Source organism: Yeosuana marina (genome assembly GCF_011762485.1).
Taxonomy (GTDB): domain Bacteria; phylum Bacteroidota; class Bacteroidia; order Flavobacteriales; family Flavobacteriaceae; genus Yeosuana; species Yeosuana marina.
Genome location: NZ_JAAKGI010000001.1, coordinates 225,621 through 251,984, shown reverse-complemented (window position 1 = coordinate 251,984; position 26,364 = coordinate 225,621). Strand labels below are relative to the sequence as shown.

At 31.8% G+C, this 26,364-nt stretch carries 22 protein-coding genes; 7 read left to right on the top strand and 15 right to left on the bottom strand.

Going from position 1 to position 26,364, the window contains the following annotated elements; genetic code table 11:
- Window positions 1-27 precede the first annotated feature (27 nt).
- The 3 genes from G5V56_RS01010 to G5V56_RS01000 all read right to left on the bottom strand — a co-directional run bounded on the left by G5V56_RS01010 (window position 28) and on the right by G5V56_RS01000 (window position 3,944).
- On the bottom strand, window positions 28-1,014 hold the full coding sequence (locus G5V56_RS01010; protein WP_166959953.1) for a DUF4837 family protein: 987 nt from the start codon (window positions 1,012-1,014) through the stop codon (window positions 28-30).
- A 112-nt stretch (window positions 1,015-1,126) separates the two neighbouring features.
- Complete coding sequence (locus G5V56_RS01005; RefSeq protein ID WP_166959950.1) at window positions 1,127-2,677, bottom strand: lytic transglycosylase domain-containing protein; 1,551 nt, start codon at window positions 2,675-2,677, stop codon at window positions 1,127-1,129.
- Between the two features lie 79 nt (window positions 2,678-2,756).
- Window positions 2,757-3,944, bottom strand: coding sequence for a phosphoglycerate kinase (locus tag G5V56_RS01000; protein ID WP_166959948.1), 1,188 nt, complete (start codon window positions 3,942-3,944; stop codon window positions 2,757-2,759).
- Between the two features lie 265 nt (window positions 3,945-4,209).
- Here G5V56_RS01000 and G5V56_RS00995 point away from each other — a divergent pair, with 265 nt between their 5' ends.
- Window positions 4,210-5,364, top strand: a complete 1,155-nt coding sequence (locus G5V56_RS00995) for a DNA polymerase III subunit (protein WP_166959946.1) — start codon at window positions 4,210-4,212, stop codon at window positions 5,362-5,364.
- 79 nt (window positions 5,365-5,443) lie between these two features.
- On the opposite strand, the gene G5V56_RS00990 is transcribed toward G5V56_RS00995, so the two are convergent.
- From G5V56_RS00990 to G5V56_RS00970, 5 genes are all read right to left on the bottom strand, one after another.
- Window positions 5,444-5,959 (bottom strand): OmpH family outer membrane protein, encoded by a 516-nt coding sequence (locus G5V56_RS00990; protein WP_166959944.1) that lies wholly within the window; start codon window positions 5,957-5,959, stop codon window positions 5,444-5,446.
- Between the two features lie 215 nt (window positions 5,960-6,174).
- Window positions 6,175-7,047: a class I SAM-dependent methyltransferase gene (locus tag G5V56_RS00985; protein ID WP_166959941.1), complete on the bottom strand. Its 873-nt coding sequence runs from the start codon at window positions 7,045-7,047 to the stop codon at window positions 6,175-6,177.
- A gap of 64 nt (window positions 7,048-7,111) precedes the next feature.
- A complete protein-coding gene (mnmG, locus tag G5V56_RS00980; RefSeq protein ID WP_166959938.1) occupies window positions 7,112-8,983 on the bottom strand; it encodes a tRNA uridine-5-carboxymethylaminomethyl(34) synthesis enzyme MnmG in 1,872 nt (623 codons plus the stop codon).
- Window positions 8,984-9,098: 115 nt separating this feature from the next.
- Window positions 9,099-9,509, bottom strand: a complete 411-nt coding sequence (gene ybeY / locus G5V56_RS00975) for an rRNA maturation RNase YbeY (RefSeq protein ID WP_166959935.1) — start codon at window positions 9,507-9,509, stop codon at window positions 9,099-9,101.
- Entirely contained in the window at window positions 9,502-12,846 is a 3,345-nt protein-coding gene (locus G5V56_RS00970; RefSeq protein ID WP_166959932.1) for a DUF4175 family protein, read from the bottom strand. Before G5V56_RS00970 ends, ybeY begins: the two co-directional genes overlap by 8 nt.
- A gap of 143 nt (window positions 12,847-12,989) precedes the next feature.
- Between G5V56_RS00970 and G5V56_RS00965 the strand changes: the two genes are divergently transcribed.
- From G5V56_RS00965 to G5V56_RS00950, 4 genes are all read left to right on the top strand, one after another.
- Window positions 12,990-14,033: an alkane 1-monooxygenase gene (locus G5V56_RS00965; protein ID WP_166959929.1), complete on the top strand. Its 1,044-nt coding sequence runs from the start codon at window positions 12,990-12,992 to the stop codon at window positions 14,031-14,033.
- A gap of 113 nt (window positions 14,034-14,146) precedes the next feature.
- Window positions 14,147-15,676, top strand: coding sequence for a glutamate--tRNA ligase (gene gltX / locus G5V56_RS00960; protein ID WP_166959926.1), 1,530 nt, complete (start codon window positions 14,147-14,149; stop codon window positions 15,674-15,676).
- A 145-nt stretch (window positions 15,677-15,821) separates the two neighbouring features.
- Window positions 15,822-17,342: a pyruvate kinase gene (locus tag G5V56_RS00955; protein WP_166959923.1), complete on the top strand. Its 1,521-nt coding sequence runs from the start codon at window positions 15,822-15,824 to the stop codon at window positions 17,340-17,342.
- A gap of 170 nt (window positions 17,343-17,512) precedes the next feature.
- Window positions 17,513-18,433 carry an SPFH domain-containing protein gene (locus G5V56_RS00950; RefSeq protein ID WP_166959920.1) on the top strand — a complete coding sequence of 307 codons (921 nt, stop codon included), beginning with the start codon at window positions 17,513-17,515 and terminating at the stop codon, window positions 18,431-18,433.
- A gap of 5 nt (window positions 18,434-18,438) precedes the next feature.
- Here G5V56_RS00950 and G5V56_RS00945 read toward each other — a convergent pair whose 3' ends face one another.
- The 7 genes from G5V56_RS00945 to G5V56_RS00915 all read right to left on the bottom strand — a co-directional run bounded on the left by G5V56_RS00945 (window position 18,439) and on the right by G5V56_RS00915 (window position 25,637).
- The gene (locus tag G5V56_RS00945; RefSeq protein WP_166959917.1) at window positions 18,439-19,029 is read right to left on the bottom strand and encodes an MCP four helix bundle domain-containing protein; all 591 of its coding nucleotides are present in this window, start codon (window positions 19,027-19,029) and stop codon (window positions 18,439-18,441) included.
- Between the two features lie 89 nt (window positions 19,030-19,118).
- A complete protein-coding gene (locus G5V56_RS00940) occupies window positions 19,119-19,424 on the bottom strand; it encodes a hypothetical protein (protein ID WP_166959914.1) in 306 nt (101 codons plus the stop codon).
- Between the two features lie 102 nt (window positions 19,425-19,526).
- Window positions 19,527-20,159, bottom strand: coding sequence for a response regulator (locus G5V56_RS00935; RefSeq protein ID WP_166959911.1), 633 nt, complete (start codon window positions 20,157-20,159; stop codon window positions 19,527-19,529).
- Window positions 20,146-21,813: an ATP-binding protein gene (locus tag G5V56_RS00930; RefSeq protein WP_166959908.1), complete on the bottom strand. Its 1,668-nt coding sequence runs from the start codon at window positions 21,811-21,813 to the stop codon at window positions 20,146-20,148. The genes G5V56_RS00935 and G5V56_RS00930 overlap by 14 nt, the downstream gene beginning before the upstream one ends.
- A gap of 32 nt (window positions 21,814-21,845) precedes the next feature.
- Window positions 21,846-23,009: a GNAT family N-acetyltransferase gene (locus G5V56_RS00925; protein ID WP_166959905.1), complete on the bottom strand. Its 1,164-nt coding sequence runs from the start codon at window positions 23,007-23,009 to the stop codon at window positions 21,846-21,848.
- Window positions 23,010-23,074: 65 nt separating this feature from the next.
- The gene (locus tag G5V56_RS00920) at window positions 23,075-23,557 is read right to left on the bottom strand and encodes a DUF1761 domain-containing protein (protein WP_166959902.1); all 483 of its coding nucleotides are present in this window, start codon (window positions 23,555-23,557) and stop codon (window positions 23,075-23,077) included.
- 73 nt (window positions 23,558-23,630) lie between these two features.
- Window positions 23,631-25,637, bottom strand: a complete 2,007-nt coding sequence (locus G5V56_RS00915) for a glutamine--tRNA ligase/YqeY domain fusion protein (RefSeq protein ID WP_166959899.1) — start codon at window positions 25,635-25,637, stop codon at window positions 23,631-23,633.
- A 141-nt stretch (window positions 25,638-25,778) separates the two neighbouring features.
- Here G5V56_RS00915 and G5V56_RS00910 point away from each other — a divergent pair, with 141 nt between their 5' ends.
- Both G5V56_RS00910 and folB read left to right on the top strand, forming a co-directional pair.
- Entirely contained in the window at window positions 25,779-25,988 is a 210-nt protein-coding gene (locus G5V56_RS00910) for a zinc ribbon domain-containing protein (RefSeq protein WP_166959895.1), read from the top strand.
- Window positions 25,988-26,350 (top strand): dihydroneopterin aldolase, encoded by a 363-nt coding sequence (folB, locus tag G5V56_RS00905; protein WP_166959892.1) that lies wholly within the window; start codon window positions 25,988-25,990, stop codon window positions 26,348-26,350. The genes G5V56_RS00910 and folB overlap by 1 nt, the downstream gene beginning before the upstream one ends.
- Window positions 26,351-26,364 lie beyond the last annotated feature (14 nt).

The window sequence follows — 26,364 nt, the reverse complement described above, 5'->3', positions numbered from 1 at the left end:
TGTATTGGCTTTTTTTTATGTTTAAAACTAATCTGCCTTATTTAATTTTATGGATTGAATAATGGCTTCAAGTTCAAACATATAATCTCGTTTATTAACTGATGGTGCAAAAACAAACCCTTCAACAACCACCCATCTGTTATGAGCTTTATCATCTATAAAATAATTTATAAATGGTCCAGCCATAAAGGCATTTTTAACCTCCCACATCCCTTTGGTTTCTAAAGTAGGTTTATTATCTAAAGTTGTTTTAAAATGAAAGGGTGTATAGGCGTTTTCTGTAATCATATAAGTTCCATCACTTGGTCCAGGAATATACTCTTTACCAATTGAATCTCTAATTTTAATGATTTGATTTACCACACTATCACTTTGTTGTACGCTATCATACGGTAATTCGTATAACATTAAATTCATGGTTCCATTTTTAATGTCTTTACGAATCCAAAAGAACGACTTGTCTTGTTTGGCAATTCTGTAAGCAGTTGGGAATTTTATGCTCAGTCCCAGGCTTTCTTCTATAGGTTTAATATCGTGAAGCGATTTACTGATTTGTCGCTGTTTTTCTTTTAATTCTTCGCTTTTAAAAGCCTTAATTATTTGTTCTGAATTCGTATTAATTTCATTAATAATATCCTTTTTTGAGGGCCCAGAAATCACAACTACACGTTGCGGTTTAGCATATACATCATTAAGAATTTTGATAGATGCTTTGTTACCTTGTTCAATTTTTAAAACGGTTCTGTTGTAAGTAACAAAACCTGAAAATACACTTGGCGGAATCTGGTTCACGTTAAACATGGGCTCGTCTTGTGGCAAGCCATCTACAACAGTTGCAAGAACGCCTCTTATAGCTTCTCCTACGCTTCCCTCCCACAAATCGTTATCAACTACAACAGATACATTATTAATGTTTCCGTTAGAATCTGAAAGGTATTTTTGTTTCTTGGTTTTGTTGTCTCCGCAAGCAGTAATTAACAAAGATGCTACAGCAATTAAAAAAACTTTTTTCATCTGTTTAAATTTATTTGTTTTTTAAAATTCAGATGGAATGCCTAATTCATCTTATCGATTTTTATCTAAGAGTATTGATAAGCATTTCATATTTATTTCAGTTAAAAGGAATTTATCCTTTGGATATTTTGAGTTTCATTCCTGGTTTCAAATGAGTACCACTAATATCGTTCCAATCTTTAATATTTTGAACAGAAACTCCAGAAAATTTTTGAGCGATGCTCCATAATGAGTCTCCTTCCTTAACTGTATAAATAGTTACATTACCTGTAGGTGTACTTTTTGTTACTGTTTTCGCTGCCGTTGAACTTGGCGGTATATAAGGCTTTCTTGGGTAAATAGTTAAACGTTGGCCAATACTAATATTATTGCTTCTAAGTCCATTCCACTGTTTTATTTGGCTTACCCTTACTCCATATTGTCTAGCAATCTTTCCTAAAAAATCTCCAGACCTCACCCTATATCTCGTTCTACTTTCTGCTTCAAAAAACTGAGGTAGTGGTTTTTCACGTTTATCAAACTCTGCTTTTACATAGGCATAAATTTGGTCTTCGTTGTTTACAAACGTTCCCATGGCTGCTCTAGGCAAACGCAATGCATAGTTTTCATCTTTAATATAAGGGATGATATCTAATTTATAAGATGGGTTTAAAAATTCAAGTTCTTCTATATCTACCCCTGTAACTTCTGAAACCTGATCGAGTGTAATCATGTGTTTTACTCGTATGGTATCTGTCTCATAATAGGCAAACTCTGGCTTTGCTTTTTTAAAACCGTGTTCCTCGGCATATTCAAAAATATACATGGTCGCTAAAAATGCTGGTAAATACCCTGCAGTTTCACGAGGTAAATTATGTCTTATATTCCAATAGTTTTGATAGCCACCAGAACGCCTAATAGCTTTGGTAACGTTGCCTGGTCCAGAATTATATGCTGCTAAAGCCAAATCCCAATCGCCAAAAATTTCATATAATTTTGATAAATATTTTGCCGCAGCTTCGGTTGATTTTATAGGATCGCATCGTTCGTCTACATAACTACTTACATCCAATCCGTAAATTTTACCTGTTCCATACATAAACTGCCATAAACCCGTGGCACCAACTCTTGATTTAACTCTAGGTTTTAATGCAGATTCTACAATGGATAAATATTTAATTTCTAGAGGAAGATCATAACTATCTAATTCGCGTTCAAACATGGGGAAATAGAATGAACTTAATGCTATGAGTCTTTGTATAGACCCTCGCCTATGCTTTAAATACGATTTTATAACACTTTCTAAACCAGGGTTATACTCTACGTTAAACGGTGTTTTAGCGTCTAGTCTTTTTAGTCTTGCTTTTAAAGTATCTGTAGAGAGTTCTGGGTAATCAACGTCTTCATAAGTCTGTTCTGCAATAGATTTATAAATGGTATCATACAAATCGTTACTGGTTAACTCTAGCAACCACTTTTTGTCCATTAAAGCAGTGTCGCCGTTATCTGATAACTTTTTTATAGTAAGACTATCAAGGGCTTTAATTGGTTGACTCGTGTTTATATGTCCATCTACCAAAGAGTCATTAGTCCCCATTTTTTGTGAGGGAATAGAGTCTTTAGTTTGCCCGAAAGAAACTCCAATATTCGCAATCAAAAAAATAATAAAAATTCGCAATACCATATGGTAAATTTAGTTTATTAATGAACGAAGGTATTGCGAAAATCGTATTTTTTAATTTAAATAGAAAACTTTAATTGTTTTATTCTAAAATAGCAGCAATTCCTGGTAATGTTTTTCCTTCAAGGCTTTCTAGCATTGCGCCTCCACCAGTGCTTACATAACTTACTTTATCTTCAAAACCAAATTGTTTTACAGCCGCTACCGAGTCGCCTCCTCCTACTAAAGAAAACGCGCCGTTTTTTGTTGCTTCCGCAATAGAATTTCCTAATTCTATGGTTCCTTTTGCAAATTTTTCCATTTCAAAAACACCTAACGGTCCATTCCATAAAATGGTTTTGCTTTGCATGACAACGTCATGAAACATCGCTATAGATTTTGGCCCGGCATCAACACCTTCCCAGCCATCAGGAATATTAGTTATGTCAACTATTTGAGTATTCGCATCGTTACTAAATGCATCAGCAGCAACTACATCTACAGGAATATGTACCTGTACGTTTTTCGCTTTAGCTTGTTTTAAAATTTCTAAGGCCAATTCTTGTTTGTCATCTTCACAAATAGAATTTCCAATTTTTCCTCCTTGCGCTTTTATAAAGGTAAACGACATACCGCCTCCGATAATTAAGTGATCTACTTTATCAAGAATGTTTTCAATAATGGTGATTTTTGAAGACACTTTTGCACCTCCAAGCACTGCTAAAACGGGTTTTTCGCCTGTTTTCATTACTTTTTCAATACTTTCAATTTCTTGAGCCAATAAATATCCAAAGCATTTTTTTTCTGGAAAAAACTGAGCGATAATAGTTGTAGAAGCGTGTGCTCTATGCGCAGTTCCAAAGGCATCATTCACATAAATATCGCCTAATTTAGAAAGCTGTTTAGAAAACTCTAGGTCTCCAGCTGTTTCTTCCTTATGAAAACGTAGATTTTCAAGTAGTAAAATTTCACCTGGTTTTAAATCTGCCGCTGCTGCTTCAGCTTTTTCACCAACACAAGCATCTACAAATTTAACTTCAACACCTAAAATATCTTCAACTTTATCAACAATATGGCGTAATGAAAACTCATCTTGTACTCCTTTTGGGCGCCCCAAATGCGACATTAAAATACAGCTACCACCATCTTCCAATATTTTTATAATGGTTGGTTTTGCTGATACAATTCTTGTTGCATCTGTCACTTCAAACTTTTCGTTTAAAGGCACATTAAAGTCAACTCTTATAAGAGCTTTTTTGTTTTCAAAATTAAAATCGTTAAGCGTTTTCATGTGTTTATATTTATTATTTTTTATCCTTTAATACATCATAGTTTTATTGCCTTTTATACTGTTAAACACTATTTTAGGCACTATTTGTTCTACAAATGTAACTAATTAAAAACAGCAAAAAAACGTCTTTTTTCACGAAAACGATTGAAGTGATAAAGAATGTTATAAAAACCATTTAAAATAGTGGTTTAAAGGTAAGTAGAGTTCAAATTATTTCATATTAAATTTAAAAAACAAAATGGAAAAAATTATGTAGGTTTGTTTTATGCTTTTTGAAGATATATTAGGTCAGGAATACATAAAAAAACATCTTACACAAAGTGTAGATAATAACCGGATTTCTCATGCTCAATTATTTGTTGGTCCAGAAGGAAGCGGAACGCTGCCAATGGCTATTGCCTATGCTCAATATATTTTATGCTCTAATAGCCAAGGCGAAAACAACACGGGAAACGCTTCTTGTAATTTAAAATTTAAGAATTTTTCTCACCCAGATTTACATTTTGCTTTTCCTGTTACTACGAGTGATAAAGTTAAAAGTCGTCCTGTTTCCAATAATTATTTAGAAGAATGGCGGAAACTTTTGAATGATCAACCTTACGGAAATTTGTTTGATTGGTATAAATTACTTGGAGTTGACAATAAACAAGGCCAAATTGGAGTAGATGAAGCTATTGAAATAGTGAAATCTTTGTCGTTAAAATCTTACGAAGGTGGTTATAAAGTGATGTTGATTTGGATGGCTGAAAAAATGAATACAGCTTGCGCTAATAAACTATTAAAACTCATTGAAGAACCGCCCAATAAAACAATTTTTATTTTGGTTGCTGAAGATGAAGAGCAGATTATAAACACGATTAAATCTCGATGTCAAATTCTTAACTTTCCTCCATTAGCTGAAAATGTTATCAAACAAAGTTTGATAACAAATTATGCTTTAGAGGACTCTGTGGCGACTAAAATAGCTCATCAATCTAGTGGAAATTACAATAAAGCTTGCGATCTTATATATCACGACACAGAGGATTTACAATTTGAAGAATGGTTTGTGTTCTGGATTCGAAGTGCCTTTAAAGCCAAAGGAAATAAAGCTGCTATTCACGATTTAATTAACTGGAGCGAAGATATTGCTAAAACTGGAAGAGAAACCCAAAAACAATTTCTGTTGTTCTGTTTGAACTTTTTTAGGCAAGCTTTGTTATTAAATTATAATGCTTCAAGCTTAGTTTATATGGAGCCAAAAACAGAGTCTTTTAAGTTAGAAAAATTTGCTCCTTTTATTCACAACGCTAATATTATTGAGATAACTAATGAAATACAAGATGCTGTATATCATATTGAAAGAAATGGAAGCGCAAAAATAATTTTAACAGATTTATCTATTAAGCTGACGCGTTTACTTCATAAAAAATCAAATTAACACTCCTTTTTAAAATTTTTTAAATAAAAAAGCATCAAACTGTGTTTAATGCTTTTCTATTTTCCTATAAAATTTGTATTTATTTTTTATACTCCTTATTTAAAGCATCTAAAATAGTTTGTGTTAAATTATTTTCATCTTTACCGTATAATACAGTTGCTGATGCATCACTGGTTCCTAAAATATAGTCATATCCATTCTTTTCACCATAGTTCTTCACAAAATCTTTTACTTTAGCAATTATAGAATCTATTTCTGTTTGAAATTGCTGTTGAAATTTTTGTGCTTCTACTTGTTTTTGTTGATTATTAGATTGTTTTAGCTTAGTTAATTCTTCGTATTTAGCCTGCGCAATATTTTTTGACATCTTTTGGGCATTGGATTGAAATTTTTGAGCCTCAACTTGAAATGCACTTTCAATGCTATCATATTTTTTTATAAAAGCAGCTTCCTTATCTTGGAATTTTACTTCGAGATCCTTTTTTTGTTGATACTCATTAATAACCTTTCCATTATCAACAAATCCTATTTTTTGTTGTTTTTGACAAGAGGTAAAAGCAATCATAAATATCGCTATGTAAAATACGTGTTTCATTTCATTAATTTTATAATTCGGGTAAATGTAAGAAAGTAAAGTATAATTGATATAAAATTTTATTTGATTTTAACATATAATAAAAACTTATACCAAAACTTAAAATGAATAATTTTTAACTATTTAAAACAGCTTCATTAAACGCGATTTAAAGCCTTTAAATAAAATGGCCTAGTATTTCATTGTTTGAGCCCATAAAACCGTTTTTAAACTTCTTAAATTTGATTTTTAGTATTTTTAATGATATAAATGATAGAAGAATATTCTTTTGTCGTGATCGCTTTAAAATTTGATTGTAATCCCACCCAAAATCCTCTAAAAAAATTCATCTTACCTGTTTTATATTTTTCAGAAAGTAGACTCACATAAAAGGCATCAAAAATCATAGGGTGTGTTTTTACGACTTCCATATTTTCCAAAGACATTAATTTATTAATAGCTGTTTTTGAAAAATGCCAAAGATGTCTAGGCACATCAAAAGCTGCCCAATATTTTTTATAATACTTTGCATCGTAACTTTTAAAATTTGGAACGGCAATGATTAAGGTTCCGTTTGGTTTTAAAAGCTTTCTAAAAATTGAAATGTGATTGTTTAAATTAGGTAAATGTTCAAATACGTGCCAAAGTGTTATAACATCAAAACTATTAGGTTTTAATTTAGACAGATGCTCTGAATTAAAAACCGAATTATTTGTTTTTTTATTTGCAATGTTCCTAGCTTGTTCGTTTGGTTCAATTCCCGTAACGTTCCAATTATTATTTTTAGCAACTCCTAAAAAATCCCCTGTTCCGCAACCCATATCTAAAAGACACTGCCCTTCTTTTGAATACGAATTAATTAAATTTAATTTTCTCTTAAGAGCTATGCTTTTTATAAAATGATATGTTTTTTCAAAAAGATTTCTTTTTGAATCGGTATGTGAAATGTAGTCTTCACTTTTATAATACTCTGGTAATTTTTCAGCCGACGGTTGTGGTATTGTTTCTAGATAATCAAAATTTTTATCATGAATTAAATTAAATTCCTCGCCTGAAACAGAAAAATCCTTTACTGTTAAATATGTATTTTTTAACTGATGCTTATCCAAAACCTAACGCTTATTTTTATTTTTTTCTAAAAAATTAAATACGTTCCACGTGGAACAATAAAAATCATCTTCCCATATAAACCAACAATACCGAAATATCATTTGGAGATACACCGCTAATTCTTGATGCTTGAGACACGGTTGTTGGTTGTATTTTTTTAAGTTTTTCGCGTGCTTCGTAACTCATAGATTTGATTTGAGAATAATCAAAATTAGCTGGAATTTTTACGTACTCTAATCTGCTTAATTTATCAGCATTATTTTTTTCCTTAGAAATATAACCTGAATATTTTACCTGAATTTCTGCTTGCTCAATCACTTCATTATCCAAATTATTCTCTTGGATATATTCCTCAACCGCTTCAAATTTTCTAACATCATCAATTGTAATATTAGGTCGAGAAAATATTTTAAACATCTTATCAGATTGTTTTACCAAAGCAGATCCTTTAGACTCTAATACCGGATTTGCCTCTTCTGGTTTTACACTAGTTTCAGCAAAAAACTTAACAAACTTTTCTGCTTCATTATGTTTTTCTTCCATTCGTTTAAGCCTCTTTTCAGAAGCCAAACCTAAATCATAAGCTTTAGGGGTTAACCTTAAATCAGCATTATCTTGTCTTAAAAGTGTTCTATATTCAGCACGAGACGTAAACATTCTATAAGGCTCTTCAGTACCTTTTGTAATTAAATCATCTATCAAAACACCTATATAAGCTTCGTCTCTTTTTAAAGTAAAAGCCTCTTTTTCTTGAACTTTTAGACTGGCATTAATGCCTGCAATGAGTCCTTGAGAAGCTGCTTCTTCATAACCAGTAGTTCCATTTATTTGTCCAGCAAAATATAAACCATCTACCAATTTAGTTTCTAACGTATGCCTTAATTGTGTTGGCGGAAAATAATCATACTCAATAGCGTAACCTGGTCTAAAAAATTTGACGTTTTCGAAACCAACAACAGATTTTAAAGCTTTGAATTGGACATCTTCAGGTAGTGATGTTGAAAAGCCATTGACATACACTTCGCATGTTTTCCATCCTTCAGGTTCAACAAATAATTGATGTCTATCCTTATCTGCAAATCGATTTATTTTGTCTTCAATAGAAGGACAATAACGAGGACCTAAACTTTTAATTCGTCCGTTAAACATAGGAGACCTATCAAACCCTTCACGAAGCAAATCGTGTACTTCAGGACTAGTATAAGTCATATGACAAGACCTCTGATGTTCCAGGGGTTTTGTAATATCTAAATAAGAAAACTTTTCAGGATTTTTATCTCCTGGTTGTTCAATCATTTTTGAATAATCCAGAGATCTTCCATCAACACGTGGAGGTGTTCCTGTTTTCATTCTTCCAGAATCAAAACCTAAATTAACAAGCTGTTCTGTGATTCCTGTAGCGGCTCTTTCTCCGGCTCTTCCACCTCCAAAGTTTTTATCTCCAATATGAATAAGTCCGTTTAAAAAGGTTCCATTTGTTAATACAACTGTTTTAGATTGTATCTCAACCCCAAGAGAAGTTTTAACACCAATAACTTTATTCTTATTCATCAATAAACCAGAAACCATTTCTTGATAAAAATCTAAATTAGGGGTTTTTTCAAGCATCAATCTCCAGTCTTCCGCAAACCTCATTCTATCGCTTTGAACTCTTGGACTCCACATAGCAGGCCCTTTAGATTTGTTTAGCATCTTGAATTGAATAGCCGATGTATCACTTACAATACCACTATAGCCACCCATAGCATCTATTTCTCTAACAATTTGTCCCTTTGCAATTCCCCCCATAGCAGGATTACAAGACATTTGAGCAATGTTCTGTAAGTTCATTGTAATCAGTAATGTCTTGCTTCCCATGTTTGCAGCAGCAGCAGCAGCCTCACTTCCAGCGTGGCCAGCTCCAACAACTATAACATCATAAATATCATTAAACATAAACTAATATAATTTTTGATTTTTCTAACTTAGAACGTGATATGTTCCACGTGGAACATATCACGTTCTAATTATTTTTTTAAAATAATTTAGCGATTATAAATTTAATTAAGCATCAACCTAACATTGCTAAATAGTGATTTTCTTTGTCTCGCATCTCACTTGCATCTTGGGTGGTTTTGTCTTTATAACCACAATAATGCAATACACCATGAATCATTACTCTGTAGACTTCTTCCAAAAAAGAAACATTGAAATCGTTTGCATTATCACGAACTCTTTCAATAGAAATATAGATATCCCCTTGTATAATTTTTCCGATAGTATAATCGAAGCTAATAATGTCTGTTAGGGTATCATGATTAAGAAATTCAACATTCAACTTATGTAGATATTCATCATCACAAAAGATATAATTTATATCTCCTTCTTTTAAATTTTCTGATTCTATCGCCTTAGATATCCAATCTGATAGCATATTCTCATTTGCCAATGAAAAATCTGTCTCGTAATTAAAACTAATCATTCGTGCTTTTAAAATACTCTTGAACTTTCTTTTTATATAAATGCTGCAAAGGTAGTGTTTGCTTATTTAAAATTTCAGTAGTTTTAAAATATTCTTTAGCAGTAGGTAATTGATTATTTGTAGTATTACTATAACTTTCTTGATTAGTTTTAGACTCCCTTTTATCATCCTCCCCTTGTTGGAATGTAGCATTATCCAGTTTTAATAATTGATGCTCTAATTCCATCATTTTTTGAAGCGTTTGGTTCGTGAAACCTTTATTTAATAAATCAAGTTGTACATCATCCATTTCACGTAACAAGTTATCCCCTTCACCTTGTTTCTTACCTTCTTTTGAAAGTTGTTCCTGTAAAGCTTGTTTTAATTCGTCCTGCTTTTGATAAATTTGATATAACAATTCGTTATTATTTTCATCATTTCCATCGCCTCCTTGTGAACCTTTATTTCCTGACTTTTTATCAGCGTCCGGTTGTCCTTCATCCCCACTCTTTTTCATACCCTCTTTCATCATCTTATTTAATTCTTTTTGACCCATAATTATGTCTGGCAATTGCATTTCAATACCTCCTTGTCCTTGTCCCGGTGATGGATTCAATTGGGCATTCATGTTATCCAAAATATCACTTAGAAAATTAGATAGATTATTAGTTGCAGTTATAGTGAATTGTTGATTTGAAACTCCTTGCGAAATCTGATTTTCTGCCAACTGTGATAACGATTTATCAATATTAAAATAAACTTCTGTTATTTCCTTATTGACGGTTTCAGACAACTTTGGTTCTCTTAATGATAACGCAAACAAACTGTCATCTATATGTTTAAAATTTTCTTTGAGGCTATTCTGCTTTTTTAAATACGTAGCAAATTCATTATTGTTGACTTCAATAGATTTAAAGGTATTCATAAGCGCTTCCTGCTCAAAAGAAAAAATAAGTATATTATCTAAAATTTGCCTCAACATGTCAGCATCTTCTTGCAATTGTTCGCCACTACTCATCTGCATTGCTTTTTGCATTTTGCTACTCATATTCATCATTTTTTGGGCAGCCCGTTTTTGACTTTGTTTAGCCTTAGTATCGTTTGTAGATTCTTGAGATTTTGGACTACTATCTGATTGAGCACTTTTATTTTCCTCTTTTTCTAATTCATTAGATGCCTTATTTTGTTCTTCTTCGATGGACATTTCTTCGGACTTATCACGAGGAATTTCAACCGGTTTTCTAAGTTGTTTATTATCTTTTTCAAGACTGTCTAATTGTTTTTCAAAATCTTTAAATTGTTTGTTTAAAGAATCTTGTTTATCCACCGTATTTTCCTCTTTAGGTTTGTTGGACAATTTTTCTTGATCAATACCAAGCTTTGATAATTTTTCCTGAAGTTTTTCCAACTTTTTACCAACATAAAACCGTTTTGTTAATTCTAGTAATTGCTCTAAACTTCTTTTTTTATTTTTGTTTTGCTTAGCTAATTCGTCAAGTTTCTGAGTAAATTCTTCTCTATTAATTTTCTGTTGAAGCTTTTGTAATTCCTTTAGCAACTGTTCATCTTCTTTTAATTGATCTTCATTTTCTTGCAGTCTCTTTTCTAAGTCTTTTTTATATTGATCTTCTTTAGGATTATCCTTTTGAAATTTTTCCAGATTATCTTTTAGCTGTTTATTAAAATTTTTCATTAAATCATCTTGCTGCTTCTGACGATTAAAAAAAGATTCTAATTTCTTTCTATCATTAAAATTAAGGGTCTTTTTTTCTTTTTGAGTTTTTGATAATTCTTCTAATTGCTTTTCTTGTTCATCAAACTTTTTTAATGATTTATTCAAATCCTTGATAGTCTCACCTTGCTCTTTCAACATTCTTTGTTGTTCTTCTTCTTTGGTTCTCCTTCTAAAAAGATAAACGGGGCTTTTAGTGCTTTTAAAACTATGTAACTTATCATTGTCAAACACTTGAAAATAGAAACTATAACTTATGCCTTCTTGAATATCTAAATCGTTTGGAAATGCGGTGATAAATTCGGTAATGTTAGACTTAGAAATAGGAATTTGTTTATATTGCTTTTGATCTATATCATCCGAAGGATAGTACACCAATTGCAGTTTGCTCAACCCATAATCATCGCTAACTTGACCATAAAAATAAAGTGATTGTAAATCTAATGTATCTTTTTCCTTTTTTAAGTTGAGTTCTGGATACTCGTCTTTAATCACATTGATATTAAAAGCTAAATTTTCGTAATTCTTAAGATGAGCATTACTAGTACTTAAACTATAATATAAATCATTATAAACCTGTTTAGTTAATTCGAATTCATTATTACGATTTTTGGTAAATTGAAGTGTGTCCTTTGAAAATAACTGAACATTATCTGTAGATTTAGTATGCAGTTGCCAAGTTACTTTGGTTCCTTCAGGTATACTAGCATTACCGGTGCTTTTTAAAACATCGGGCTTTTTATTAATATAACTTGGATAGTTTAAAAACATATCAAAGCTTACTAAAGAAGGCGCTTGAATAACGGTTAATTCATATGGTTTAGATGTAACATCGTTAGCAGATAATTGGAACGTAATATTATTATTTGCTTTAGAAAATACATATTCAAACTCTCCCACATTTTTTTGCTGTAAGAAATACGATTGATTGTTATAATGAATTTTTACACTCTCAGGTATAACGGAACCTGATACTGAAACATACAATTTAAAATCCGTGTTTTCTATGGTGTTTAAATCATCGTTTAAAACATAAAATTGAAAAGGTGCAGGAGCTTCATATGCCGTTTTATAATGCACTACTCTATCAAAACTATCACTAAACAAATTAAAATGTCCAGTTATAAAAGTTAATAATATGATAATCAATGGAATAGATGCGTATTTTAAATATTTTAGGTTGGTTTTGAAATTTATAGCCAACCTAAATGGAATTGGAGTAAGTTCTAAAGATTTCTGGTTAATACTTGCCAGTAATAATTCCGTTTTTTCAGTATCTTTTTGTAGTTGTAAAACATTTAAAAGTTTATCATTTACTTGCGGAAAATGTTTGCCAATGAGTTTGGAGGCATCTTCGTAATTGATGCCTTCTTGCAACTTTAATAGTTTAGCAATAGGAATAGCTATAAATTTAATAATCAACGCAACTTCTACAGCAATAAAAATCCAAAATAAGATAGTTCTCGAAGTAGAACCTAGCCATAAAATCGATTCAATAAAAAGCGTAAACAAAAAATATAACAGGCCAATAGCAAAAAATAAAATAGCGCCTTTAATAAGTTCATTAGTATAATACTTCCTAATAAAACCCTCAAGTTTTGTCTGTATATTTTTAAATGCTTCCACGTATATTTTAAACTCTGTAATTAATATTAGAATACCTTAGCTATAACATACGAAATTACAATTTTATTTTAAGCTATAATTGACTAAATTTGATATAATTAGCATTTTAAACGCATTACAACTTTAACTAGCGACATTATTAAATGAAAGATTTAAAATATCTAGCCGCCTTAACAATTCCGTTAGTTGCGTTTACAGGTCTTTATTATAAAGGAGTATTTTCATTTTTAACGCCTGTTTATGCCTTTGTTATCATTCCTGTTTTAGAACTAATTTTCCCTATTGATAATTCAAATGTTACAGACGTAGAATCAAAAAACAGACTAAAAAATAGACTTTTTGATTGGTTACTATATCTTAATTTACCCATTGTTTACGGACTCCTAATCTATGCCCTAATGATAATAAAACAGACTCCATTAGAAACCTATGAGTTTGTTGGATTGATTATTTCTGTTGGAATCGTTCTGGGTGTTAATGGCATTAATGTAGCACATGAACTTGGTCATAGACAGACTACCAACGAACGCTTTTTAGGAAAACTTTTATTATTACCATCATTGTATATGCATTTTTACATTGAACATAATTATGGCCATCATTTGCATGCAGCAACAAAAGAAGATCCAGCAACCGCACGTTATAATCAAACCGTATATTCGTTTTGGATTACTTCAATTTTTAGGCAATATTTAAGCGCTTGGAGCATTCAAAAAAAACTTTTAAAAAACAATAAGCTATCATTCTTATCATTGAAGAATGATATGTTATGGTATGTGTGTTTACAAACTATGTATCTACTCATTGTCTATCTCGTATTTGGTTACTCAGGTTTTCTATTTGCTTTATTATCGGCTATAACTGGTTTTATATTATTAGAGACTGTAAATTATATTGAGCATTACGGCTTACTGCGTTTAAAAACAGAATCTGGTCGGTACGAGCGCGTCAAGGAAATTCATTCATGGAATTCAAACCATGTGATTGGAAGAATAGTTCTTTACGAATTAACAAGACATAGCGACCATCATTACAAAACATCTAAAAAATATCAAATCTTAGATTGTCATGACGAGAGTCCGCAAATGCCTTATGGCTATCCAACGTCTATGGTGTTAGCAATGGTGCCTCCTATTTGGTTTAGAGTTATGAATAAACGTGTTCCACGTGAAATGATTGTTGATTAGAAACAAGATTGTCGCTGTGTCTCGCTCATATTTATCTTGTCAATCCTCTTTCTTTCGTCTTTTAGCTTTTATCTTTTATCTTATCAATCTATCTTTGCACCAAAATTATAAGCATGAGTAACAATGTTCGTGTGCGTTTTGCACCCAGCCCAACAGGACCCTTACACATAGGTGGTGTTCGTACGGCTCTATTCAACTATTTATTTGCGAAAAAACATAATGGTACGTTTATCTTAAGAATTGAAGATACCGACCAAAACAGATATGTTGAAGGTGCAGAACAATATATTGTTGATGCCTTAAACTGGTGCAACATCCCTTTTGATGAAGGTCCTGGTAAAAACGAAACATTTGGCCCTTACAGACAAAGCGAACGTAAACATTTATACAAACAATATGCTGATGATTTAATTGTATCTGGTCATGCTTACTATGCCTTTGATACGGCTGAAGAATTAGATGTTCAAAGAAAAGAAAGTGAAGCTAAAGGAGAAACGTTTATTTATAATTGGCACAACAGACAACAATTAAATAACTCTATATCACTTTCAAAAGAAGAGGTTGAAAAACGCCTTGCCAATGGCGATGAGTATGTGATTCGATTTAAGATGTTGGATTTAAAAAACGAGGGGACGCATGGAACTATTTCAACAACAGATATTGTTCGAGGTCACGTTTCATTTCAAAAAGAAGTTCTTGATGATAAAGTCTTGTTTAAAAGTGACGGCATGCCCACCTACCACCTAGCCAATATTGTGGATGACCATTTAATGGAAATCACGCATGTTATTCGTGGTGAAGAATGGTTACCTTCACTTCCCCTCCACATAGCCTTATATCAAGCTTTTAAATGGAGAACTCCAGAATTTGCACACTTGCCATTAATATTAAAACCAACCGGAAAAGGAAAACTAAGCAAGCGCGATGGTGATAAATTAGGTTTTCCTGTGTTTCCTTTAGAGTGGACCGATCCAAAAACTAATGAACTATCCAGAGGTTATAAAGAAGATGGTTATTTTCCTGAAGCTATGATTAATTTCCTAGCATTTCTAGGATGGAATCCAGGAACCGAACAAGAAATTTTCACGCTAGAAGAGCTTATTAAAGCATTTGATTTAAGTAAAGTAAATAAATCAGGCGCGCGCTTTGACCCAGATAAAATTAAGTGGTTTAATCATCATTATATGCAGGAGCAACATAATGTTGAATTAGCTGAAATTTTTAAATCTCAAAGAAGCGAATTAAGTACAATTGATCCCGAATATATTGCCCTAGTTATTGGTTTAATAAAAGAACGAGCAACATTTGTTAATGATTTTTGGGAGTTAAGTCATTACTTTTTTGTTACACCAACAACGTATGACGAAAAAGCTTCTAAAAAAGCGTTTAAAGAGGATACACCAGAACTAATGAAATCGCTTATTAGCGTTATAGAATCAGTTTCCGACTTTACAGTAGAGAATCTACAAACAGACATTAAAGGCTGGATTACCAGTAACGACATTGGCTTCGGAAAAGTAATGATGCCACTTCGTCTATCGCTGGTTGGTGCCTTGCAAGGTCCTGATGTATTTGATATTATATTTATGATTGGAAAAACTGAAACGATTAAGCGTATTGAAAAGGCACAAAATAATATCTAACAGCCACTAAACATTATAAATCTTGGTGTTTAAAAGCTTATCTTAAAACTCTTTGTCTGTATCAATAAAAAAAGATAACTTCGTTTGGCTTCAGATATGATGCATTAATACAACTTCAAATCATTAAATTTGAGGTAATTTTAAGATGAAAATACAGGAAATAGATAACGGTCTTTCCAAGATTCTACAATATATGGTCGATAATGAAAAGACCATAAATGGAGAGGTTACTGATGTACATAAAGATTACCGAATAAGCGCAAAAAACTTGTATCGGTATCTAATACTTCGAGGTTTCGACCTACGGAAATATCACGATACACTATCCGATCTCGGAATTTCTTCTCTAAGAACAGCAGAAGGTTATGTTTTCAGCAATCTTTATAACGTCGTAAAGAATTTAAGACTTATACAAAACAGACCCTTTGATACCATTTCAGACATTGAAATAGTTGGTTATAAAAAGAGCAAGAAGTTATTAAAAAAACATGCCAATGATTTATTTAATAAAGCACGAAAAAAGCATTTTACCGAAATAATGGTTACTATTCCAAATGAAGCCGCTCAAGATAAGGAGATTATTAGAGGCATGGTTTTGAATGGAATGGAAATAGCTAGAATAAATCTTAGCCATGGTAACTTCGATACATGGAGCAAAATAGTAAGTCTTATTTATGAAGTTGAAAACGAAACACAACAAAAAATAAAAATTTATATGGACTTATCGGGTCCTAAAATTCGAACATCCACCATCGAAATTACTAGTAAAAAAGGTAAACTAAAAAACCGAATACCCATTATAAAAGGGGAGCATATTATCCTAACTAAACGCAAAACCTTAGGTAAAAAATCGAAATTTGGAAAAGCTAATGAGCAGCTCGAAAAAGCAGAAGTTGGTGTTTCGTTAAATGAAATTATTGAAGACGCAAAAATAGGCGATATCATACTCTTTGATGACGGAATGATAAAATCTAAAGTTATTTCAAAAAAAGAAGATGAATTAGAATTAATAATCACAGATTGTTATAAAACGAAATTATCCTCTCATAAAGGCATTAATCTCCCCAACACCATTTTAAATTTACCAGCTTTAACAGAAAAAGATATTGAATACCTCCCGTTTATTTGCAAACATGCAGATATCGTAGGATATTCGTTTGTAAGAACAGGTAACGATGTTAAAAAACTATACGCTGAACTAGAAAAAAATAAGGCAGAAAATATAGGTGTTGTTTTTAAAATTGAAAATAAAGAAGCCTTTGAAAATCTTCCAGAGATTTTAATTGAAGGCATGAAACGCAATAAAATTGGAGTCATGATAGCCAGAGGTGATTTAGCTGTAGAAATTGGGTTTGAGCGCATTTCGGAAGTTCAAAATCAAATTTTATGGCTTTGTGAAGCGGCTCATGTTCCTATTATCTGGGCCACTCAAGTACTTGAAAATCTTGCTAAAACAGGCATGCCCACAAGAGCCGAAATAAGTGATGCAGCTTTAGGAGCTCAAGCAGAATGCGTCATGCTTAATAAAGGACCATACATAAATGATGCGATAAAAATTCTTAAAGATATACTCATTAGAATGGAAGGACATTCCTTTAAGAAAAAAAATGAACTAAGAGCGCTCAATGTTTCAAAACTATTTTTTCAAAAGAAAGAAAAACTATAACATAGCTTCTAAACCAATATAAATCGGTTTCACATTCAGGAAAATTTTTGTAACAAAACACTTGGTATTAGCTACTAATAATTTAAGTTCTTTGTTTGTTATAACAACGTGTTTGTAACAAATAAAACTTAAATTAGTGTCTTATATTTTAACCATTTAAAATTACCGTTATGAACTTCTATTTAATACCTATTGTTTTCTTTGGACTAATAATATTGGTCTCTTCCTTCTTTACAGTAAAACAACAAACTGCAGCCATTATTGAGCGTTTTGGAAAGTTTTTAAGTATTCGTAAATCTGGCCTTCAATTAAAAATTCCTTTAATTGATAAAGTTGCTGGACGATTAAGTTTAAAAATTCAACAATTGGATGTTATTGTAGAAACAAAAACATTAGACGATGTGTTTGTAAAACTTAAAGTTTCTGTACAATATAAAGTGCTTCCAGACAAAGTGTATGATGCTTTTTATAAGCTAGACTATCCTCATGAACAAATTACTAGTTATGTATTCGATGTTGTTAGAGCCGAAGTTCCTAAAATGAAACTAGATGATGTATTTGTTAAAAAAGACGATATCGCCATCGCTGTAAAAACAGAGCTCAACGATGCTATGATGGAATATGGGTATGATATTATTAGAACCCTAGTTACCGATATTGACCCAGACGCGCAGGTAAAATTAGCCATGAACAGAATTAATGCAGCCGATAGAGAAAAAACAGCTGCTCAATACGAAGGCGATGCAGCCCGTATTTTAATTGTTGAAAAAGCCAAAGCGGAAGCAGAAAGTAAACGTTTACAAGGTCAAGGTATTGCAGACCAACGTCGAGAAATTGCACGTGGATTAGAAGAATCTGTCGATGTGTTAAACAGAGTTGGTATTAACTCACAAGAAGCATCGGCATTAATTGTGGTTACTCAACATTACGATACCTTACAAGCAATTGGTAGTGAAACCAATAGTAACTTAATTTTACTGCCTAACTCACCACAAGCAGGAAGTAATATGCTTAATGATATGGTCGCTAGTTTTACAGCTAGCAATCAAATTGGTGAGGCTATGAAAAATGCTAAAAAGAAAGAGAAATAATCCATTTACTTAGGCTTATACATCACAATTATTTGAATAATAATTGCCAAAATAATTAATAAACAGATTTCAATTTGTGTAAATAATTCAACTGAACTCACAGCTCGTTTACCAATTGACATCTGTTTGTTGCCCTCGTTTAATTGTATTGTAGATAAATCATCAAGGTTTTTATTAATATTTATAATAATATTTTCTTGATTACTTTTCTCTGTAAAATTTGATGCTATAAAATTTCTTTCAACACTTTTAAGCGTTTCAAAATTACTTTTTAAATTTTTAAAAATAGTTTGTTCTTCAGGCGTAAGCTTTGTTAACTCAAACCTTGAAATAAGATTATGGATATCGTCGTTAACCGCTTGATTCTTTTGGTGAAAAAAGCTTGTGTCTAATAGTTTCAGAGCAACTTCCTTTTTATTTACTGATTTAAATATTTTAAATACTAAATCGCTCGCTATAAGTCTATCTTCATAAATCGTAACAACGGAATCCTTAACTCTAATAAAATTATTCCTATCGATTAAGTTTGTGGCTAATATTAAAATAAATACCATCAAAATTCCTAAAACCCACTTAATTTTATTGTAAAGCTTCATAACTTTTTAATCTAATTAATAATAAAAAAAGCTGTTAGCCAATAAGTGGCTAGCAGCCTTTTTCCTTTTACACTTCACTTTAATGGTAATTAATTATTGTTTTTACGCCATGGTTTATAGTTTTTATATTCGGGACCTTTTAGTTTTGACCGTTCTGAACCAAAAACAATAGGCACATATTTTTTTTCTGATGTATTTTGCCATGGTTTTTGGTTTTTATATGCGGGTCCTGTTAGCTTCGTTTTTTTAATTACTGTGTAAACCGTAATAGGTTCGGTTTTATGAAGCCATGGTTTATAATTTTTATATGCAGGTCCTTTAAAATCACTTCTTTTTTGTGCATAAGCACCTATTGAAAATAAAAATAGTAATAGTATTAAAGTTGTGTTTTTCATAACGCTTATTTTTAATTTTATGTAAAATTAAACACAAGAATAAGCGTTACGAGCTACAAGAAATCACCCAATTTATATCCGTATTTATACGGATATATTAAATTAAATAAGATTTATTTTAGAGGCCTTTTTAATTAGTTCTGCAGTATTTTTTACCTCTAGTTTTTTTATAATATTGGCGCGATGTGTTTCAATAGTTCGAGAACTTACAAATAATTTTAAAGCTATTTCTTTGGTTGTTAAACCTTTAGATAATAATTCTAAAACTTCTTGTTCTTTTTTGGAAAGTATATGTTCGCTAACAGTTTGCTCGGACATATAGTTAATCATCTTTTCAGAAATTTTTGGGCTGAAGTATTTTTTCCCTCCACTCACTATTCTTATAATCTTAATTAATTCGTCTTGATCGGTATTTTTTAACAAATAACTATAGGCACCATTTTTAGCACATTTTGCAATGTAATTCCCTTCATCATGCATCGATATAATAATAGGTTTTACAGACTTGTTTAAACTTTTTATTTCATTTAAAACTTCAAACCCGTCCATATTTGGCATTGTAATGTCAAGTAAAACAACATCTAGTTCAGAGTTGTTTTTTAATACATCTATAAACTCTTTACCATCGGCAACACAATCGACTACGTCGATATCGCTATACTTTTTAAGTAATTCTTTTAAACCGTTTCTAAACAGTTCGTGGTCGTCGGCTATTATTAATTTAATGGTCTTCATGGTCTTCTATTGGTAATTCAATTTCAAAAGTTGTATTTCCTGATTTTGAAGTAATTTGTATCTCGCCCTTACAAATTTCAACACGCTCTTTCATGTTTATAATTCCTGAGCCTAGTTTTACAGTGTCTAAATTAAAACCATTACCATCATCAAAATAGAAAAGAGATATAAAATCGTCAAATTCAGAAAGCGTTATTTTGATGTTTTTAGGATTACCATGTTTTAACGCATTATTGATTAATTCCTGACTAATTCTAAAAATATTAATTTCTTGATTTTTGGTGAGTTTCGTATTGTTTTTATTGGTTAAATCTTCAAAATCAATATGAATGCTTGATGATTTATTGATGCTTTCAATAAAATTAGTGAGTGCAGCGCCAATCCCAAAATCGTCTAATGTTGAGGGCATTAATGCGTTAGACATGAGTCGTATTTCTGATATCGTATTATCAACAATAGTCTTCATTTCCTGCTGCTGTGTTTTACTCTCAATGTTGTTTTCTATATAAAATTTTAAAGATGTTAACAAAGGGCCAATACCATCGTGAAGCTCACGCGACAATCTTCGTCTTTCGTTTTCTAGACCATCAACTAATTGTCGTTTTGTATTAATTCGGTGTTTATTTTCGTTATTTCTAAACTCGATTAACTTATTCCTCATTTTTATAAGGCTTTTACCTAACAAATCACTATTACTTTTTGGAAGATAAAGAGCATTAAGGTTCATCTCGCCTATTTCATTTGAAAAATTTACAGCGCCTTGTAGCGATTTTTTAAGGTTATCGAGTGCCAGAAACATTTCTTTAATTTCGTTTGAGTTTTTAACAAATTCGTTAGTTTGGGTGTAATCACCGTCTGCCATAATTTTTAAACTATTTTTCATATTAATTATGGGGTTTGCTATTATCCTACTAAGAAATAAGGACAGTACAATAGCAACAAGCATGATAATGCCTATTAACCCTAAAAGACGCGATTTAAGCGCTTCTAATGGCGCTTTAACTTCACTTTTATCGATTTCAGACAGTATAACTAATTTCAGGTTAGACAGGTTTACAGTGCTGTAAACACCATATACATCAATGCCTCTATAATCTTTATATATTCCACGACCAGATTCGCTAGATAGTCCATTTAAGACACCTTCCGTTTTTACTAATATGCTAAAAGGTGTCTTTTTTGGGAAAAATCGCGATTGCGATCTCATATTATAATCGTCGCCTACCAAATACGATTCACCAGTGTTCCCCATTCCTGTGCGTTCTAATAAAATACTTTTAATTTTATCGTATGGTATTACGTTTAATTTTATTTGGTTACTATCTACCAATACTAACCCAATCGACGTTTTATTTTGTTTATGGTATTTTGTTAAGTCATAAATTCCTGAAACCGGAAATTGTTTTTTTGACATAGAGATGTTCAAACTATCTCCAAAACATGTTGAAGTAGGATTTTCTGAAAAATTATGCCATTCTGTTTGAATTAAATTTTCTATCTGAATTTTTTTGAGCGTTTTAATAGAGTTTAATTGCTGAAGAATTCTGTCGTCTATTACATGAGAAAACTGATTGTAAAATGTAATAGACAAGATTACAACCACTAAAAAAACCAAACCATTTATAATTAATAATATAAGGCTTCTAAGACTCATAAAACACCTATAACTTTAAATTCTGTATAAATTTAATCTTTTTTAAACGGATGTCGTTGTTCCCAATCTTGCGACGGATTCATTAAACTAAAAATGGGTTTTAGTAGTGCATTTACAATTGGGTTTGTGTATTTTAAATACATAAACATAGCTTCTGGTTTAGCGCCTACAGAACTTTTTATTTCCATAGCAGTTCTTGCATATACCACAGTTTTAAAGTTATTTTCAATGGCATAAACTGCCATATCATACAACATGTTTAAATACAACTGATTGCTGTGTTGATGCTCAGCATCATAGCCTAAAAAGTAGGTTTCTAAACTATCGTTATTAAGAATTAATGAATAAAAGCCGATAAGTTCGTTATTTAAATAATATCCAAAAACCTTAAAGTTATGTTGTAAATGTTCTTTGAGACTTAAAAAATGATTTTCAGGCAAAATAAATGTATTAAACGACGCATTATTTGATACGTGCTTGTAAAGATTATAGATGGTATTTGATGATTCTTTTAAGGCGTTTAAGTCTAATTCTTTAGTCACAATACCATTTCTTTTTTTACGGGCGCGTTTGTATCGCGTTCTGTATTTAGTTGTCAAAGCATCCAAATAATCCTGTGGCTTTAACCAAATTTTTTGGGTTAGCATTATCATATTAGGTTGCACGTTTAACTTATGAAACTTGTTAGTATCAAAAAGATGTTTTTCTGAATGGATTATATCACCCTCAAAATAATCCTTGAATAGAATTAAACGGATGGTCTTATTATATTCCTTCTTAATCCTTATTTTAAGGGATTTTATAGCATTAAAAACAACGTTAAGAAATTCCCCTTCAGAAATCATTTCAGTATTAAAATAAATACCATGTTGCCCTGTATGAGTTAAGTTACCAACAACTAAAATATGTCCTTTTAAAACTTTTGAGAGTGCGTTTTGAACAACTTCTTTTATACAAGTTACATCATCGTGCCTAAACATATCTTTTAAATATAATTGCACATGCTGAATCACAGCTACACCAACTAACTGATGGTTTTTAAAAACAGCCACATAGCACATACCAATCGTTTTTGGTAAGGCTTTTGACGCCGCCTCTAAATAGGTTGTTTGTAAAAAAATATCATGACGCGTTAAAGCATTCCAAGACGCTTTTGGAAGTTCTGTGACCGATGTAAATAATTTAAATTCTATCAAGGCAAAAAAATAAAGACTGAAAACCTAATGTCATCAGTCTTTTATTATATTAAAAAATTACAAAATTATTTCCAACCACAAATAATAGCTCCCATAATGGTAAGTGTTACTATCCAATAGCCACTATTTACTAAAATATATTTAGCATTTTTCCTTTCAAACAACGCGTTGGTTCCTAAAATAGGTAATGCTATAAATATACCAGCAATAAAACCATGAAGTGCACCATGTTTAAATGTTCTGTAAGCATTTCCATAATCAGCCATAAAGGTCGCATAAGAAGGCAGTGCTTTTGTAGGATCGCCTCCTGTTAAACTCATAGCCCCCATTTGATGGATCACTATCGTGGGCATTATAAAAGCTAACATAAAGGCAAACAATAACGCTAAACCAAAAATTTTAGCCATATTTCCTCCTTTAATTTGTTCTTCGGTTATACTAGCAGCTTTCATCCAAGCTGTTCCGAATACTTTTGGGTTGTACCAAATAAACCCAACAACAAGTGCAGAAACCGCTGCAACAAGTATTGCTAAAAAATTCATTTCCATAAAATATTAGTTTTAGTTTGAAATTAAATATAACTAAAAATCTAATAGATTATATTTATAATCTAAAAATCAATTAAATAGCACTTGCCTCAGCTATTAAAAGCGGGTGATTATCCTCTAAACCTTTTTCAATAAAAGCATCTACATCTGCATTTTTTTGAAGTCCATTTTTAATTAAAACTCCAAGAGTTATCATCACCGCAATACGTGTTCCCACTTTTTTAGCGGCTGTGCCAAATAAAGGGGCTAACTCTTCATAACTTACATTATTAGCAAGTTCTTGAATCTCTGCTTTTACTTTTATTTGTTTTGCTTCGGGTAAGTTGGTGTATTTTTTTCCAAGCTGTTGAATCACATCAATCGCTTTACGTTGTGACTGCTGTTGTGGTTTTGGAGCTTGTTTTTGTGCTTCTAGTTTGGGTTTTTGTTTTGCCCAAGAATCTCTTAGACCTACCGTTTTATTAAATACTAAATGATTTGGAGAAGAATCATCATCTACATTAAAATAACCTAAGCGTTGAAATTGAAATCTATCTCCTACTCTAGCCTCTTGTAAACTTGGTTCTACAAAAGCCTCTACAAGTTTTAAAGACTCCGGATTTAAAAATTCCATAAAATCTTTATCCTGGTAACTATCTGGTGCTTCATCCATAAATAAGCGATCGTATTCTCTAACTTCAGCTTTTATGGCATGTTTTATAGACACCCAATGCAAGGTGCCTTTTACTTTTTTAGAAGTATCTTCAGAATAGGTACAATGAATTTCTGTAACCTCGCCGTTACTATCCTTAACAACACTTTCAGCCTTAACTATGTAAGCGTTTTTAAGACGCACTTCGCCTCCTAATTTTAATCTAAAAAACTTACTACTCGCCTCTTCTTTAAAGTCGTCTTTTTCAATATATAACTCTCTTGAGAATGGTACTTTTCTAAATCCTGCGCTTTCATCTTCTTGGTTATTTTCTGCTTCTAACCATTCTTCTTTACCTTCAGGATAATTAGTAATCACTAATTTAACCGGATTTAAAACCGCCATAACACGTGGTGCCGTTTTGTTTAAATCTTCACGAATGCAAAACTCTAAAAGCGATACATCAATTACGTTATCGCGTTTGGCAACCCCAGCGGTTTCCACAAATTTTCTAAGTGAATTAGGTGTATAACCTCTTCGGCGTAAGCCTGAAATAGTAGGCATTCGTGGGTCGTCCCAACCTTTTACAATACCATCTTGAACCAATTGAAGCAACTTACGTTTACTCATAATGGTGTAACTAAGATTTAAACGCGCAAACTCACGCTGTTTAGGTATTAAAGGATACGTATTTTTACTATAACTATACACTTGATGCTTAAACCAGTTATAAAGCTCTCTATGAGGCTTAAACTCAAGCGAACAAAGGGAGTGCGATATTTGTTCTATATAATCACTTTCTCCGTGTGTCCAGTCATACATAGGGTAAATACACCAATTATTTCCTGTTCTGTGATGATGTTTTTTTAATATGCGATACATAATCGGGTCGCGCATTAACATGTTGGTATGCCGCATGTCTATTTTAGCACGAAGAATGTGTGCGCCTTCATCAAATTCTCCTTCTTTCATCCGATAGAATAAATCGAGGTTTTCTTCTACACTCCTATTTCTGTAAGGGCCATCCACACCAGGTTGTGTAGGTGTTCCTTTTTGTTCGGCCATCGCATCAGACGATTGAGAATCTACATACGCTTTTCCGTCTTTAATCATTAAAACAGCCCAATCGTATAATTGCTGAAAATAGTCTGAAGAATACAATTCTTTATCCCAAGAATACCCCAGCCATGATACGTCCCTTTTTATAGAATCAACATATTCTTGTTCTTCCTTAGCTGGGTTTGTATCATCAAAACGAAGATTTACAGGCGCCTGATATTTTTCTCCTAAACCAAAACTAATACCAATCGCTTTGGTGTGCCCAATATGTAAATAACCATTGGGTTCTGGAGGAAAACGAAAACGTAAATTGTTTTTATTCATTCCATTAGCTAAATCTTCTTCAATGATTTGCTCTAAAAAATTAAGTGATTTTTTATCTTCAGACATGGTTTGTATTTATTTCGACTAAATAAGCTTCAAAATTACGGAAATTCAAGTTATTTTCGCTTATTCTATTTAAGAAGCGTAACAAATTTTAGTTGGTATTGACAAACCATTATAAAAACTATTAACTTATAATTATTTAAAATGGAAAACATCAATTACAAGTGTCCGAAATGTGGTAATACAGCATATAAATTAGATGAAATGCGAGCAACCGGCGGTACACTCTCTAAAATCTTTGATGTTCAAAATAAAAAATTTACTTCTGTTACTTGTACACGATGTACTTATACAGAATTTTATAAAGCTAAAACAAGTGCTTTGAGTAATATATTTGATTTATTTACAAACTAATGGGAATTATAAAAGTTGAAAACATACGCCTATTTGCGCATCATGGATGTCTTAAAGAAGAAACACAAATTGGAAGTGATTATTTGGTTGACTTAGAGGTAGAAGCTAATTTACAAACCTCTGCTAAAACAGATAAACTAAGTGATACGGTTGATTATGTTTTTTTAAATAAAATTGTAAGAGAAGAAATGAGTAAACCTTCTTACCTACTAGAAACTGTTGGAAAACGCATACTTAAAAGAATTTTTAAGGAAGATGTGCTAGTAAACAAAGCAACGGTTTGGGTAAGTAAATTAAACCCTCCGATTGGCGGCGATGTTGAAAAAGTAACGATTATTATGACCGATGAACGTAAAAAGTAATTTATAGTAAGAAA

What these genes read in the sequence shown, in the direction of transcription:
- G5V56_RS00950 (WP_166959920.1), top strand. Translation starts at nt 17,513, where the DNA reads ATGAACTTCTATTTAATACCTATTGTTTTCTTTGGACTAATAATATTG.
- G5V56_RS00910 (WP_166959895.1), top strand. Translation starts at nt 25,779, where the DNA reads ATGGAAAACATCAATTACAAGTGTCCGAAATGTGGTAATACAGCATAT.
- G5V56_RS01000 (WP_166959948.1), bottom strand. Translation starts at nt 3,944, where the DNA reads ATGAAAACGCTTAACGATTTTAATTTTGAAAACAAAAAAGCTCTTATA.
- G5V56_RS00945 (WP_166959917.1), bottom strand. Translation starts at nt 19,029, where the DNA reads ATGAAGCTTTACAATAAAATTAAGTGGGTTTTAGGAATTTTGATGGTA.
- G5V56_RS00935 (WP_166959911.1), bottom strand. Translation starts at nt 20,159, where the DNA reads ATGAAGACCATTAAATTAATAATAGCCGACGACCACGAACTGTTTAGA.
- G5V56_RS00940 (WP_166959914.1), bottom strand. Translation starts at nt 19,424, where the DNA reads ATGAAAAACACAACTTTAATACTATTACTATTTTTATTTTCAATAGGT.
- ybeY (WP_166959935.1), bottom strand. Translation starts at nt 9,509, where the DNA reads ATGATTAGTTTTAATTACGAGACAGATTTTTCATTGGCAAATGAGAAT.
- G5V56_RS00990 (WP_166959944.1), bottom strand. Translation starts at nt 5,959, where the DNA reads ATGAAACACGTATTTTACATAGCGATATTTATGATTGCTTTTACCTCT.
- gltX (WP_166959926.1), top strand. Translation starts at nt 14,147, where the DNA reads ATGAGTAACAATGTTCGTGTGCGTTTTGCACCCAGCCCAACAGGACCC.
- G5V56_RS01005 (WP_166959950.1), bottom strand. Translation starts at nt 2,677, where the DNA reads ATGGTATTGCGAATTTTTATTATTTTTTTGATTGCGAATATTGGAGTT.
- mnmG (WP_166959938.1), bottom strand. Translation starts at nt 8,983, where the DNA reads ATGTTTAATGATATTTATGATGTTATAGTTGTTGGAGCTGGCCACGCT.
- G5V56_RS00920 (WP_166959902.1), bottom strand. Translation starts at nt 23,557, where the DNA reads ATGGAAATGAATTTTTTAGCAATACTTGTTGCAGCGGTTTCTGCACTT.
- G5V56_RS00965 (WP_166959929.1), top strand. Translation starts at nt 12,990, where the DNA reads ATGAAAGATTTAAAATATCTAGCCGCCTTAACAATTCCGTTAGTTGCG.
- G5V56_RS01010 (WP_166959953.1), bottom strand. Translation starts at nt 1,014, where the DNA reads ATGAAAAAAGTTTTTTTAATTGCTGTAGCATCTTTGTTAATTACTGCT.
- G5V56_RS00995 (WP_166959946.1), top strand. Translation starts at nt 4,210, where the DNA reads ATGCTTTTTGAAGATATATTAGGTCAGGAATACATAAAAAAACATCTT.
- G5V56_RS00915 (WP_166959899.1), bottom strand. Translation starts at nt 25,637, where the DNA reads ATGTCTGAAGATAAAAAATCACTTAATTTTTTAGAGCAAATCATTGAA.
- G5V56_RS00955 (WP_166959923.1), top strand. Translation starts at nt 15,822, where the DNA reads ATGAAAATACAGGAAATAGATAACGGTCTTTCCAAGATTCTACAATAT.
- G5V56_RS00930 (WP_166959908.1), bottom strand. Translation starts at nt 21,813, where the DNA reads ATGAGTCTTAGAAGCCTTATATTATTAATTATAAATGGTTTGGTTTTT.
- folB (WP_166959892.1), top strand. Translation starts at nt 25,988, where the DNA reads ATGGGAATTATAAAAGTTGAAAACATACGCCTATTTGCGCATCATGGA.